Here is a 15,255-nt window from a genome sequence, read left to right on the forward strand (position 1 = left end):
ATTTACGGCGTGTTGAACAACAAAAAGCGGAAAATTATGCGTGACGTTGCGAACTGCGCGAATCATGCGAACGTCCGCGTCCTCTACCTCTGCCTCTGCCTTTGACTCCACCTTTGCGCTTTGGCTGCTCTGGCTCTGGCATGCTCCAACCCTCTTGCAAATCTGCCAAATCGCCAACAATCTCTTGCAAAATCGGCGACTCTGGCTTAACGTCTTGCGCTTTAGCATTAATGCCAGCGCGCCTCAACATAGTGTGAGCCATTCGCTTTTGATTCGGCAACACAAGAGTCACAACATTGCCCGACTCGCCTGCGCGCGCAGTACGCCCCGACCTATGCAAGAACGACTTTGGGTCCTCTGGTGGCTCCGTTTGTACAACAAGCGCAACATCGCTAATATCAATGCCTCGCGCAGCAACATCCGTAGCTACTAGCACGCGCACATCTCCGCTAGCAAAAACGCTCATATTCCTATCGCGTTGATTTTGCGACAAGTTTCCTTGCAAGTCAACTGCAGGAATCCCCTGTTGCACAAACTTCTTTGCCATATTCTTGGCTTGATACTTTGTGCGCGTAAAGAATATTGAGCGCGCTTTGCCAGAAGCTAGCTTTCGCAAAACTTCGTACTTATCTGCCGCAGAGACTCCAAAAACGTAGTGTGTCATTGTGTCTACTTGCGAATCCGCGTCATCCACAGCGTGAACAAGAGCATTTGGCAGGAAGCGATTTACTATAGTCGCAACTTGCTTATCTAAAGTAGCAGAAAATAGCATGCGCTGGCCGTTTGGATCAGTCTGCTCAAGCAAGCGCGTAACGGCTGGCAAAAATCCCATATCTGCCATTTCGTCCGCCTCATCTAAAACGCTTACCATCACTTTTTCGAGCGTTAACGCGCCTTGACGCAGCAAATCCTCTAATCGCCCTGGGCAAGCCACTACGATTTGCGCTCCCTGCTTAAGAAGCGCCATTTGCTGCTTGTAACGCACGCCGCCATAAACAGTTACAGTTTTCATGCCGTAAGCAGCCGCTAGAGGCGCGATTACGTCGTCTATTTGATGCACCAGCTCGCGAGTCGGCGCCAAAATCATTGCGTGAGGCGCTGGAATATCGTCTTCTTTGCGATTCTTGTTTTTTCTAGAAGCGCGACCCGAGTTGATTAAATCAACAAAGTTCTCAGCCAATCGCGCAACAAGCGGAATAGAAAACGCTAGCGTCTTGCCACTTCCCGTTCGGCCGCGTCCTAGAATGTTCGCACCTTGCAAAGAGTCTGGCAAAGTCGCCTGCTGTATTGGAAAAGCCGTGATTTTGCCGTCTGCGCGCAAAACTTCCACCAAATGCTGCGGAACGCCTAGCTGCGCAAAAGTCACGTCATCGCTGTAGTTTTCGCGTGATTCCACAGCTGTATCTGGGATCATTACGGAGTTTTTTGTGATTTCTTGATTTTGCTTATATGAATTTTGCTTATTTTGATTACGATTATTTATACGACGATTCTTAAAGTCGCGCTTCTTAAAGTCGCGCTTATCAAAATCGCGCTTGCTAAAGTCCTGAGAAGTAAAGCTCTTCTCTCCAAAGTCCTTCTCAGCTTCTTGAATTGCCATCTCTTCGTATTGCAAAGCTTTTTCTCTTGCGCGACTTCTAGCTTTATCTGCCTTACAATTGCGTGCTTTACGCGCGTTAAAATCGTTATTCTTACGATTTCTTCTATATTCAAATGGATTTTCTTTGGACTTATAGCCTTTTTTAGAAAAATTCTTATTATCTTTTTGACTTACAGCGGATTTTTTACTATTCGATTTTCTAGCAGCAGTTTTCTTAGAGCCTTGCGTTTTAGCAAACGCATCATAATGAGTATGTGGCACAATAGCCTTTCGTATTTTATGATTGAACAATTCGATTGACGAATCGATAAAAAGTCATGAACTAACCGAGATTAGCACACACCCCACACAAAAACCCTGTATTTAAGATATGCGCAATTGTTCAAGTGCTTAAGAGGGCTGCGAATCGGCTTGCATGGGCGCTTTCATGTAGTGCGTTTGTATCAAAAAACACCGAAATCCAGTACAAACGCACTACATGATTACACTAAGTGAGGTAGAGATTCGAGATTTTTCGCAGCGGATGAAGCGAACCTCAGCATGAAATGGTGATTCGCTGAAGCAGCAAGAAAAATCGAGAATCTCGGTGATAAAAAACCACGCAAAAGTCCTAGGCATCCAGAAGGTTTGATGTATTTCTATACGAGCAATAAAAGAGGAGCGTAGCGACGGGACTTGCGAGGAGAGAAATACTCAAACCTCGCGCAATACCAAATAGGAAATGTTGCGTGCTACGCTTTAAGCGCTTATGTAGGTCGTCGCACGACGACCTACATAAGTAGCAACTAAACGCTAGTCGCGATTAGCGTGCTTTGTGCGCATGCTGCGAGTTACAAACGCTCCGCCGATTGCAGCAATCATAGTTGCCATCAAACCAGCAGTCGCAACGTTTGCACCCGTAGCAACGCCTGCATTTCCGCGAGAACGCATGCCCTTTATAACGCGGCTGCGAACAGCTGCACGCACTTTTGCTGCATTGGCTTGAGCATCCGCAAGCGCCTTACGTGCATCCGCAAGCTTAGCTGCCGCAGCGTCGACTTGCGCTTGCGTTGCATGCGGATCTGCAGCAACACGCTTAGCTTGTGCCAAGGCTTCGTCTAGCGTAGCAGCAGCTTGCTTAACAGCAGCATCCGCTTGCTTTACTTCTGGAGCGTTTTCTACAGCGTTGTTTACAGCCTTGTTGTCAACACCTGCACTGGCTGCGCCCGCAGCGCCAGTGCCAGCAGCACCAGCGCCTGAGCCTGGAGCTACAGCACCCATACCAGCGCCTTGCGCACCTGCACCTGGCGTGCTTGGATTTGTGCCAGCAGCACCAGAGCCTGGCTTAGCACCGCCTGGATTTTCGGTGGTATTAATCTGATTAATCAAATTCTGCTTATTAACGCCACCGCTCGTGCTTGTGGAAGTGCCAGAGCCAGAATCCGAACCTGAACCAGAATCCGAACCTGAACCAGAGCCAGGATTTTCATCACCGCTTGGCGGAACTGGATCTGTAGTCTTGCCATCAAGAGCAGCAGCCGCGTCTCTCAACGCCTTAAGAGCTGCATCCAAAGCCTTCTGCTTAGCATCCTTTGTGTCAAGATGATCGTCTGCGCTAGCCTGCTTCTTACCGGTCAGCTTATCGATAAGATCCTTAGCCTTTTGAAGAGCCTCGTCGTACGCCTGCTTCTTATCAGCAGAAGCATTGGTGTACTCTACAGACTTATTAATATCTGCATCTTTAGCGATTTGTTTCTCAAGAGGCTTGGTGTTAACGCCATCCAAAGCAAGGCGAGCCTTAATGAGCTTGTCTAGAGCTTCGTCAACCTTCTTTTGAGCATCCGCTTCCTGTTTAGGAGTTCGCGGCGTGGTGCCTTCCTTCTTATAATTTGCATTATCGTCGTTTGCAGTCTTCAAAGCTTGCTCAGCGGCAGTCAAAGCGTCATCAAATGCTTTTTTCTTATCTGCAGAAGCAGTGGTATAAACAGAATCGCCTGGAGTCTTAGGATCAGTTTCACTTGGCTTCAAGCCCTTATCAGAGCCAATCTCCGCAGCAAGAGCATCGGTTTTAACACCTGCACCCTTAACTGTGTTGTCAAGCGCTTGCATTGCTTTAAGAAGATCCGCGTAGATATCGTTGACTTCGGCAGCGCCCTTAGCATCGCCATTAGCCTTATCAAGTACAGCGCCTGCAGCAGTAGAAGCATCATCAAATGCTTTCTTTTTGTCATCGCCGTCTTGCAGACCCTTATACTTATCGCCCTTAGCGAACTTATCAGCGATCTCTTTCAGCTCCTTAAGACGAGCCATAGCATTATCGGTGTTTGCAGCGTTAGCGAGCGCATCGTCAATGTCGTCAACACCAGTGTCATTGCCATTATCATCTTTGTGATTACCAGCATCAGTATCTTCAATAATCTTCTTGAAAGCTTCCTTCTGCTTATCATTAAGATGATTGAACTCATCAATCTTCTTTAGAGCATCGGCAATCTTCTGGGCCTTTTCTGCACGGTTTGCAATAGCAGTTGGGTCGCCAGACTTTTTACTATCGTCAATCTGTTTATTGAACTTGTCCTTTTCTTCCTGAGACAAATTAGTAGCATTGACCCGCTCTTTGGCCTTCTGCTTTTCCTCGTCAAGTTTTCCATTTTGTGTTTGACTTGGATCACTAGCATTTGTCTTCTGTGCGTTAGTCACCTGCGCGTTGATAGCATCCATAGCATCTTTGATGCTTACTCCACCAACAGCATTCTTGATATCAGAAGGCTTCTTAGCATCTTTTACAGAAGTCTTAGCACCGTTGATTGCAGTCTTGGCAGTTTCTACCTTCTTCTTAACAGCTTCTTTCTGAGTATCATTCAAGCCATTTTCAGCATCCTCAAGCTGCTGCAAAAGCGCATCAAGCTTCGCAATACCAGCGTTCTTGGCATTTTCTTCGTTAATCGCATTCTGGCGCTTGGCTGCGGCAAGAGCATTCTTAATATCTTCTGCAGTAGCATTAGAATCTTTCTTCAGCTTCTTAGCCAAATCTGCAAGCGTAGAATCTTCTGCAGGCGTAGTGCCAAGCAACTCGTTGAGAGCAGCGTCCTCAGTGTGAGTAGCCGCGGCGTTGTGCTTATCGTCACCAGTACCGTGGTCAAGGAACACAAACTTTTCTTTTTGTGCTCCATCCTTAGCACCCTTAAGCTCATCTGCTAGCTTTGCAGCATCAACAATCTTCTGGACGTCTGCAGGAGTCTTAACGTTTTCACCATTAAGTTGATTCTCAAACTCCGTCTTTTCTTCATTTGACAAATTCTTAAGAGCGTCGATTGCTTTCTTAGCAGCTTCTTTAGCAGCATCAAGCTCGTGCTGCTTCTTTTCGTCGCCGCCGCCCTTATTGTTGTTTATCGTTTGCTGAGTATTCGGGTCGCTAGAGTTTGCATTCTCCTTGCCCTTGTCAGCAGCGTTTTTCAGAATTTCTTTGATCGCATCAGGGGTTTGTGCTTGCCTAATCTGCTTCTTATAATCTTCTTTCTGCTCTTTGGTCAAGTTAGGATTACGGTCGATTTGCTGCTCAGCGTCCTTTTTCATCTGTGCAAGTGCATCAGGCGTTGGCGCAGGCGTCTCAGCCTTCTTCTTGTATGTTACAGAAACGGTAAACAGCTGTTGATTATTTTTGTCACTGAAAATAAGCTTCTTAAAATCACTGTTTGTGTATTTAATCGATGAAATACCTGTTGCGTTAGTATCGGATGCAGGTTCCATTAAGACGGTATCTGTTTTTGGCTTGAGACTCGTAGGAACGGTATACGGCACCTTATCTACTGCTAGTGAATCCGTGCCATCGTAATTGGCTTTCAAGAATGCTTCCGCAGCTTTCTTGAAATCATCTTCAGACAGATTTTCTGGGTCGATAACTTCAATCTCAGGAATTGGATTGTACTTGCGCTCCGCCTTCTTGGCATCGGTAAGCTTGCGAATAAGATCGCGCAGATCTTTCTCTGCTGTTTGACCCTTTGCTATTTCATCAATCTTGGCATCATTCAGCTGATCAGGATCTGTTATGCCAGCGCGCTTCAAATCTTCGTTAGAAAGCTTATCGGTATTTTTACGCTTATCTAGCAAATCCTTGGCTTGCTGCTTTAGATTGTCAATCGTATTGTCTTTTTGAGGTTGAGAGCTGTTCTTTTTAACATACAAATCTGTTAAAGGAACATCAAATAGTTTATCTGAGCTATTCCAACCAGTTTCAAAACCTTGAACAGCTATGGTTCCGTCCTGATTAAGGCTAAACGTTACTACGCCTACGCCATTATGCTCACCCTGAACATATCGTTGCATATTGGTCACACCTGATACAGGCGTATTATTCTCTTTAAGAGAATACGAGCCAGTATTCAAATCACTTTCGCTTACGTTGGTATAGTTCTTCTGAATGAACTTCTTAAACGCTGCAATTTGATCTTGTGCCGAAGGAGAATTCACGTTATCTACTTGTACTGGATCCACATAATACTTATATGCAGTCATCTGACCTGGATGGTGCAAAGTGGTATCTGGCTGCTGAGGCGTTTGCGTACCCGAAGCTTTCTTAAAGAATACGCTCATTGGATAAGTAGCGTCTTTATAGTTATCCGCCTTAAACGTAATGTAACCCTTACCGTCTACCACGCTATACGAAACATCGGTAATAGTTACCTCTGAATTATCTTTAGCATCCTTACCTTTAGTTTTTTTCTTAAACGCAGTTTTAGCTGAATCAAGTGCATTCTTATAAGTTGTTAAATCTTCTTCCTTCATCTTGAAAGGATCAAAGTTGACGTTTGTTTGGGTTGAAGGCGCTTCAACAATGAACTCTTTTTCGGCGGTAGGCGCAGGCGGCTGAGGCTCAGGGTTTTGCTTTGGCTTCTGCTTTAGGAATTGCCACGCAGCAATAGTGGTCTTAGAACCATCTTTCCACTTGATTGTTGCATCACCCGTTGTTTGGTCAACTGTAACAGGAGATTTCTTACCTGTATTATTTTCCTTTGCCTCATCGTATGGCGTTATGCCAGTGTTAGCATCATCAAAGGCCTTAATAATCTTGTTTATTTCTTCTTCAGAAATCTGTTGAAGGTTGTCGACTTCCATGACATCAGGCACAACGTAAGGTGCCCAATCGGAGATTTTTGGTCCTTGGAACACAAGCTCAGACGCAGGAATCGTAGCCTTTGAGCCGTCTTTGTAAGTTACAACAAGGTTCGTGCCATTATCATCAAACTTAATTCCGTCAGTTTCAGCAAGATGGCTGTTAAAATCACTATTATCCTTGTTCGCCTTCTTGAACGCAGCAATAACAGCTTCCTTATCTTCCTTCGTCAAAGCGCTCGGATTTACAACAGGAGTTGCAGCAGGCAAAGTTGGCTTGTACTTATCTTTATCAGTCTCATCTTTTGTTACAAGCAAGCTAGCTGGCATAGTGCGAGTCGTATTATCTTTAAAGGTGATAGTAGCCACACCCTTTTCGGATACTTCTACTTTATCTACCAAATCCGAGTAATACTTTGCATTTTTATTTGCATTTTCAATTTTTTCTTTAACAGCTGTCTGTTCGCCACCAGTGAGCTTTTCGGTATCCTTCACCTTAGTCACAGCTGGATAAGTAAGATTGAAATGGTCCGCAATCTTTGGAGTATTGTGCTTTTGGCCAACCGCATAGTGCCAGTTACCTGCAAAGCGATAAACACCAGCCGCAAAACGAAGCGGATTCTTATCGCGCTCTTTCCAGGCGTCATCGGTCATCTCGGAAACGTAGGTCATATCATACCAACGCTGACCAGCAGATTCCCAGTCTACAAAAATACCCTTAAGACCTTGAGTTTGCTGTTGATATTCTTTCCATTGTTGTGCGGTATTGCCTGTGTTATCGTAACCTTTATTGCCTTTGGTACCCAAGCCCATAAGCTGTTTCCAGCCTTTGCTGGCAAGAATATTTTCATCACTAAAATAATAATTAGAAATATTATTCCATTGCTTAGGGTTGTTAAAATGTTTGTCCGAAACTGCACCATAACCGTGTGCGTCGGTTGTAATATATTGCGAAAAACCAGCAGGTTTAACCTGCTCCTTGCCATTTTTTGTTAACTTTTCAATACGCTTAAATTGAATATCTTGAGGATCTTTTAAACCAGCAGGAACGCCAAACCACCACATAGGGCGGAACTTCCATTCGTCTGCTGTAGCATTGTCGTGGCAATTAGAAATATAATGAACGCGAACAAATTTACCAAGAGGATCTCTTCCTTCAGTACCGCCAGCTTTGGCGTGCTCAAAGGTATCGTAATATTCAACGTCAATGTTGAAATGAGCCTCGGCATATTTTGCATCAGTCTTAAAACCGTAATAAACATTGTTGCCAGTGCCGTCTACATAACCGTCAGCATAGGCAGGCGAGGAAACGAATACCCCCCCCCCGAGCACCATTGCGCCAGCTAGCATTGCAGCGCAAACACTCTTTGAAAGAACTGGCTGAGAATCAGCCCCAACACCAGAATAAACGCCAGAATAGTGCTTAACTACACGAATCTTCTTAGACATACTCTTACTCCATTATCTTTTTCTTTGGATTAATGCGCCAACCAGACCGCAAAATCCATATAACTATGCAAGGCATATTCTACTAATTGTTTTATACAATTTAAGATTAATTCGTATGATGAATTTTATGTGACTTACACACACAAGATTACATAGATTACGCCTAACTAGGTAGAGATTCGAGATTTTTCGCAGCGAAAGAGGCGAGCCTCAGCGCCGAAGGTGGTGACTCGCCGAGAGAGCAAGAAAAATCGAGAATCTCGGCGATGAAAACCACACAAAAGTTCTAGATATCCAGAAGGTTTGATGTATTTCTCTACGAGCAATAAATAGCGCCATACTGAGGCCTTGGAATATTAACGTTCATAAGACCCCCGTAAAGGAGCGCGTCACTTGCGAGGAGAGAAATACTCAAACCTCGCGCAACGCTAAGTAAGAAATATCGTTCGCGCGGTCTAAGCGCGCGAACGTCTTCGCCGCACGTAAAGTCCACTGGACTTTACGTTTAAGCGGCTCAGCGAATCGAGGTGATTTTTCGCGCGTTACGCAGCTCAAAATCATCGATTCGCCTCTGGCAAATCATCCCACCTGCCAACAAACTTCTTGTAAGCGTCTTGGTCAACAACAACGTCTAACTCGCCAATCCAAGTAAACGGATCATTCGCCCTGCAAAAACCGTTCTTAAAGAAGTAAAGGCCTTCGTCCATGCTAAGCGAATAAGTTCCGCCCATGTTGAACCACGTTAAGCCAAGCTCCTTAGTGCGCAAAATCAAATTCCAAATACACGTATAGCCTGGAGCAACCTTTCCATGCATGGTCTGCGTTGCGCCGTAAATGTACCACAAAGTGTCTTTGTATGGGAACGAAAGCATGCTTGCAACTGGCTCGCCCTCGTACTCGCAAGTGCAAATCTCAATCTGCGGGTATGCAGCAAGCAAGCGCTCAAAGTATTCAAATGGCCTATATTTAATGCCATGCCTGTTTGCCATAATCTTTGTAAGCTCGTAGAAGGTTTGCAAGTCTTCTTCCGACCTACTCCAGCGAGTTACAACACCAGCCTTAATGCCAGCACGAATATGCCTTCTTGTAAGAGTGCTAAAACCAGCCATAAGCTCTTCTTCGGTTTTGCCCTCAACCTTAAGCATAATCTCGTGAAGCGGGTTGGAGTAAGACTTAGGGTGGAATCCCTGGCCTCTAAACGTGTAGCCAGCTGCCCTGTACTTTTCTATAAGAGCCTCGTCGGTTTGAACGCAAGGGTCCATTCTAAGCAAAAATGCGTTGTACTTTTCAAAAAGTGGCTTTGCTTCGTTGATTAGCTTTTTAGTGGTTTCAACGTCGTAAAAGTCGCAAACTGGGCCTCTAGGAGCGTAAAACAGCGTTTTATCGTCTACAGCCTTAATGCCAAGAATAGACACTGCAGCAGTAATCTTGCCGTTTTCTTCCAGATAAACGTATTCGCTAGACCAGTTGTTTTTAACCTTTGCCCATGCCATGTCTTGCATTGCATTAGTGTACGGAGAATTTTTTACAAAGTCCTCGTATTCTTTAACTTTAGCAGAATCATTTTTATCTAGTATTGGCATTTGCACTCCTTTTTTAGCTCAATACACGATTTTAGCGCGACTACCGTTTAAGATATTTGCTTTAGCGTTTTACAAGGCGATTTGCCGCCAACAGACTGTGTCTTGCTGCTAAAAGCTTGCGATTTGCGACCAGCAACTTGCGATTAGCGACTTGCCAACAACAGCTTGCGATTAGCTGCCAGCCGCCAGCCGCAGCAACACACAACTTGCGATTAGCGCGTAAGCTTTCTGTGCAAGCGATGCGGGCGAGCAGCTTCCTCACCAAGACGCGCAATCTTGTTTTCCTCGTACGCTTGGAAGTTACCTTCAAACCAGTACCAATTTGCAGGATTCTCGTCGGTGCCTTCCCAAGCAAGAATATGCGTTGCAACGCGGTCAAGGAACCATCTATCGTGAGAAACCACCACAGCGCATCCTGGGAAGTCAAGCAAAGCGTTCTCTAAGCTTTCAAGAGTCTCAACATCTAAATCGTTAGTAGGCTCATCAAGCAGCAGCAAGTTACCGCCCTGCTTAAGAGTCAAAGCCAAATTCAAGCGGTTACGCTCGCCGCCAGAAAGCACTCCCGTAAGCTTTTGCTGATCCGAACCCTTAAAACCAAAGCTTGCAACGTATGCGCGAGTAGGAATCTCAACGCCTGCAACCTCAATAAAGTCAAGGCCTCCCGAAACAGCTTCCCACAAGTTCTTATTTGGATCCAAGCCTGCGCGATTCTGATCTACGTACGAAATCTTAACAGTGTCTCCAACTGTAAGCTCGCCGCCAGAAAGTGGCTCCAAACCAACAATCGTCTTGAAAAGCGTAGACTTACCAACGCCATTCGGGCCAATCACGCCAACAATGCCGTTACGAGGCAATGTAAACGACAAGTCGTCGATTAACACGCGATCTCCAAAAGCCTTGTGAATATGCTTCGCTTCCAAAACTTGCGATCCCAAGCGTGGGCCTGCTGGAATTTGAATCTCCGAAAAATCAAGCTTCTTGGAATTGCGTGCCTCTTGCTCCATTTGGTCGTAACGCTCCAAACGAGCCTTATTCTTTGCCTGGCGAGCCTTTGGCGAGCTGCGCACCCAGTCAAGCTCATTCTTTAGGCGCTTAGCAAGCTTTGCGTCCTTAGCGCCCTGAATCTCCATACGCTTGGCCTTAGTCTCCAAGTAAGTAGTGTAATTGCCCTTGTATGGATAAAGCTGGCCGCGATCCACCTCGCAAATCCACTCTGCAACGTTATCCATAAAGTAGCGATCGTGAGTTACAGCAATAACAGCGCCTTCGTACTTGTGCAAGAACTGTTCCAGCCAAAGAATCGACTCCGCATCCAAGTGGTTTGTAGGCTCATCAAGCAACAGCAAATCTGGGGCTTCAAGCAGAAGCTTGCACAGCGCCACTCGGCGTCTTTCACCACCCGAGCACACAGAAACAGGCGAATCTGGGTCTGGGCATTGCAAAGCGTCCATTGCCTGCTCAAGCTGAGAATCCAAATCCCAACCGTTAGCTGCATCAATCTCCGTTTGCAACTTGCCCATTTCTTCCATCAATGCATCAAAGTCGGCATCTGGATTTGCCATCTCTTCGCCGATTTTGTTGAATCGATCAACTTTTTGAGCAATCTCGCCAAAAGCCATCTTAATGTTTTCGCCAACGGTTTTAGTCTCATCCAGCGGCGGCTCCTGTTGCAAAATGCCAACAGTGTAGCCTGGCGTAATCGAAGCTTCGCCGTTTGAAACATTTTCCAATCCAGCCATAATCTTTAGCAACGTTGATTTACCCATGCCATTAGGGCCAACAACGCCAATTTTTGCGCCCGGCAAGAAGCTTAAGGTAACGTCGTCTAGAATTACGCGATCTCCGTAAGACTTGCGTGCCTTAATCATTTGGTAAATAAATTCAGCCAAAGTAATACCTTTCTTAAAATTGTTAAACCGCTATTTTAGTTGCAATTTTGATTGCTATTAGTTGCCGTTAGTTGCCATTTTCTACATTAATCGCAGCTAAACGCCATTAAACCGCCGCCGCTTTCTGCGCTCGATCCGCAGAATCGCCAGCCGAATCCGCTCCATCTTCTGGAGGAATCTGACACATCCATTCGCCAACAATGCCAATAATCATGTCTATAATGCACACGATTCCAGCAATAACGCATTCGCGAATAACGTTGGAATAAAGCGGAATATCCGCGTGCGGCCAGCAAACAAAAATCTGACCTGCATACCAGCCCGTTAAAATAGCGCCAGCCATTCCAAGTGATTTTGCAAGCATGAGTGCCGAAACAGCCATTTGCATGTTAAAAGGCTTGCGATCTTTTGGCTTAGAAGTAGCGTATTGATGCGTTTGCCAAGCAAGAACAAACGTTACTATTCCGCCGATTATCATAACAGCCAAAACAATCCACGGAGCGCCCGAAAGCGATATTGCGCTCGATTCTGTAATCGACACCAAAAATGCGCCGAATATAAATCCAAACAACAGTCCAAGCGCAAAATACCACCAAGGCGTACGGTAAGCTTTCATCAGCACTCCCCAATAATCCAGCGCTCAGAATAAACGCCAACTTGCGAAGCATCTTGCAAAAGCGCAAGTTTGTAAGAGACTGGCTCGCCATCAATTGCAGCGTCTGGCTCAACTTGCATCCACGGCTCCAATTGCGCAGCACTTAAGTGCAAAGGATTGATTGAATCCATTGACTTTGTAGACGCGCTATCTAAGCCGTATTCCCTGGTTCCAACAACGTTTAATCGCAAATCCAAAGAGCTGGCAGAATCGGCAGAATCGCCAGAATCGCCATCAATTTGATCGCGTTGCATTTGCTCGATTCTTTGCGCAAATTCCTGATTGCTCATTGTTGTAGACGCCACTACAACCGCGCAAAAATCTTCACCGTTTGCATTGCTTGCCTGGTAAAGCGCCGAAACGCCTTCGACTTGAGTTACACTATGCGAATCTTTATACTCAAGTCCGCTTAACACGTTTAGCATTGCGCGCATTGTTGAATCGCTCTTTTTGCCTTGCATAGAAACCACAGCAGTTGTTTGCATTGGGCTATTTAGGGCATTTGTAGTATTTGCGATATTTGAGACATAGGAAGACTCGTGCGATTCTTGCACTTCTGCGGTTGCTTGCACTTCTGCGGTTGCTTGCGACTTTTGCGCTTCAGAATCCGCTGCAACACCAGCCTTAGAAGCGTTAGAATCCGAATCCTTATCGCCCTTCTCTAAACTCGCACCTGCAACATTCCTCTTTAAACTTTCTGGAATCTCTACAGGAGGAAGCGGCGAATCTGGGCGATCTGCATTAGAAAGCCACAAATCGCGCTCTGGCGCCTTACGAATCTTAGAGAAGATTTGCTCAAGTTCCTTCTCGTTAAGAGTCTCCTTAACAAGAAGCTTGCTAACAAGCTCATCCAAAATATCGCGATTATTGTTAATAATCTGCCAAGCCTCGGTATGAGCCGTTTCAATAAGCTTATGAACTTCTTCGTCAATCACTTCCGCAGTCTTATTAGAGAACTTACGCGATTGCAAAGAATCCAAAGAACCAGAAGAATCTTGATCTGCATCCATCCACTTTACAGCGCCAAGCTTAGATGAGAAGCCATATTCAACAACCATCTTGCGAGCGATTGCTGTGGCCTTTTCAATGTCGTTAGAAGCACCAGTAGTTGGATCGTGGAACACAACCTCTTCCGCAGTGCGGCCGCCCATAGCATACGCCATTTGATCAAGCAGCTGGTTTCGAGACTGAGAATAGCGGTCGCTAGTTGGCATAACAGCCGTGTATCCAAGAGCGCGGCCGCGAGGCAAAATCGTAACCTTAGTAACAGGATCCGTGTGATGCAAAGCAGCAGCAACAAGCGCGTGTCCACCTTCGTGATAAGCCGTGTTACGCAACTCATCCAAAGCCATGCCCTTAGACTTCTTTCTAGGACCAGCCTGAACGCGGTCAATCGCCTCGTCAATAGCGCGATTGTCGATAAGCTGAGCGCCAGAGCGAGCGCAGAGCAAAGCTGCTTCATTAAGCACATTAGCCAAATCCGCGCCAGTAAATCCAGGAGTTCTAACAGCAACCATGTGAAGATCCACGTCTGGAACAAAAGGCTTGCCTTTAGCGTGAACCTTAAGAATCGCCTCTCGGCCTTCCAAATCTGGAGCTTCTACAGCCACTTGGCGATCAAATCGGCCTGGTCGCAAAAGCGCAGAATCAAGCACATCTGGTCGGTTTGTAGCGGCAATAATAATCAAATTAGTGTCGTTATCGAAGCCGTCCATCTCTACAAGCAGCTGATTAAGAGTTTGCTCGCGCTCATCGTGGCCGCCAGTCATGCCACTTCCGCGGCGGCGTCCAACAGCGTCAATCTCGTCAATAAAGATGATTGCTGGAGCGTTCTTCTTAGCTTCATCAAACAGCTCGCGCACGCGAGACGCGCCAAGACCAACGAACATCTCAACAAAGTCCGATCCAGCCATTGCGTAGAACGGAACGCCAGCTTCGCCTGCAATAGCACGCGCAAGAAGAGTTTTACCAGTTCCTGGAGGGCCATAAAGCAGCACGCCACGCGGAATGCGCGCGCCCAAAGCCTTGTAGCGAGAAGGATCTTTAAGGAATTCCTTAATCTCCTCAACTTCTTCTACTGCAGACTGCTCTCCTGCAACATCCGCAAACTTAGTTTTAGGAGTCTGACCTTCCAAAAGCTTTCCACGGCCGCGGCCGCCACCCATGCCAAGCATTCCGCCGCCTGCGCTTGCCATTCTGCCAAACATAAACCAAACAAGTCCAAGCAGAATCAAAATCGGCAGCATAGACGTAATCAAGTACGAGAAAAAGCTAGAAGTTTGTATGCTAACAGTCCAACCGTTTGCTGGCTTAGCCTTTTGAATCTTTTGCACAACTGTCTTGCTTTGAGCAATCGTGTAGTAGAACTGAACGTCTTTTCCGTAATCGTGCTTTTGCTTATCTCGCTTATCTGACTTAACGTACTTATTGTTTAGAGTAAGCTTAACAAGCTGCTTATTGTCTATAACCTCAACGTAATTTGCACTACGATTATCGAGCAACTCTAATCCGTCTTGAGTGTCGATTGTTTGCGAACCATTATGCACAAACATTTGGAATGCAGCTACAGAAAGCAAAACTAAAATAACAATCCAAGTCCAAGGCGACTTAAAGAATTTACGATTGGAATCGGAATTATTGCCATCCTTTGGATTGCCATTATTCTTATTGCCATTATTGTTCTTATTCTTATTCTTATTTGAATTGTTTCCAAAATTAGGAGGCAAGAACGGATTGTTGCCGTTTCCTCCCATAGGACTTTTCATAGGTCCACCCATAGGTCCGCGAGGCGACATTGGAGAAGCGCCCATACAATCAGACTCCTTTCAGGATTCTAACTAACAACACTCGTCTAAACATGTAATTACTAATCGCAAGCAACCAAAGCGCAATCGCTGTAATCGCTGTAATTAATCGCTAAATAAATAGCATGTAATCAATCAAGATTACTCAATTGCAACCATCTAATCAAGACCGCTAATAAAGAACCAA

Annotated in this window: 6 protein-coding genes; all 6 read right to left on the minus strand. The window is 45.7% G+C overall.

The window, feature by feature from the left end:
* Positions 1-34: 34 nt before the first annotated feature.
* The 6 genes from HXT30_RS04325 to ftsH all read right to left on the minus strand — a co-directional run bounded on the left by HXT30_RS04325 (position 35) and on the right by ftsH (position 15,074).
* A complete protein-coding gene (locus HXT30_RS04325; RefSeq protein ID WP_422111374.1) occupies positions 35-1,861 on the minus strand; it encodes a DEAD/DEAH box helicase in 1,827 nt (608 codons plus the stop codon).
* A 531-nt stretch (positions 1,862-2,392) separates the two neighbouring features.
* Positions 2,393-8,137 carry a GA module gene (locus HXT30_RS04330; RefSeq protein ID WP_422111375.1) on the minus strand — a complete coding sequence of 1,915 codons (5,745 nt, stop codon included), beginning with the start codon at positions 8,135-8,137 and terminating at the stop codon, positions 2,393-2,395.
* 557 nt (positions 8,138-8,694) lie between these two features.
* Positions 8,695-9,720 carry a lipid II:glycine glycyltransferase FemX gene (locus HXT30_RS04335; protein WP_422111376.1) on the minus strand — a complete coding sequence of 342 codons (1,026 nt, stop codon included), beginning with the start codon at positions 9,718-9,720 and terminating at the stop codon, positions 8,695-8,697.
* Positions 9,721-9,932: 212 nt separating this feature from the next.
* Positions 9,933-11,609 (minus strand): energy-dependent translational throttle protein EttA, encoded by a 1,677-nt coding sequence (ettA, locus tag HXT30_RS04340; RefSeq protein WP_004130043.1) that lies wholly within the window; start codon positions 11,607-11,609, stop codon positions 9,933-9,935.
* Positions 11,610-11,715: 106 nt separating this feature from the next.
* On the minus strand, positions 11,716-12,225 hold the full coding sequence (locus tag HXT30_RS04345) for a DUF3180 domain-containing protein (protein WP_422111377.1): 510 nt from the start codon (positions 12,223-12,225) through the stop codon (positions 11,716-11,718).
* A complete protein-coding gene (gene ftsH / locus HXT30_RS04350; protein ID WP_422111378.1) occupies positions 12,225-15,074 on the minus strand; it encodes an ATP-dependent zinc metalloprotease FtsH in 2,850 nt (949 codons plus the stop codon). The genes HXT30_RS04345 and ftsH overlap by 1 nt, the downstream gene beginning before the upstream one ends.
* Positions 15,075-15,255 lie beyond the last annotated feature (181 nt).

Origin of the sequence: Gardnerella sp. DNF00571G (assembly GCF_049262695.1) — a bacterium.
Taxonomy (GTDB): Bacteria; Actinomycetota; Actinomycetes; order Actinomycetales; family Bifidobacteriaceae; genus Bifidobacterium; species Bifidobacterium piotii.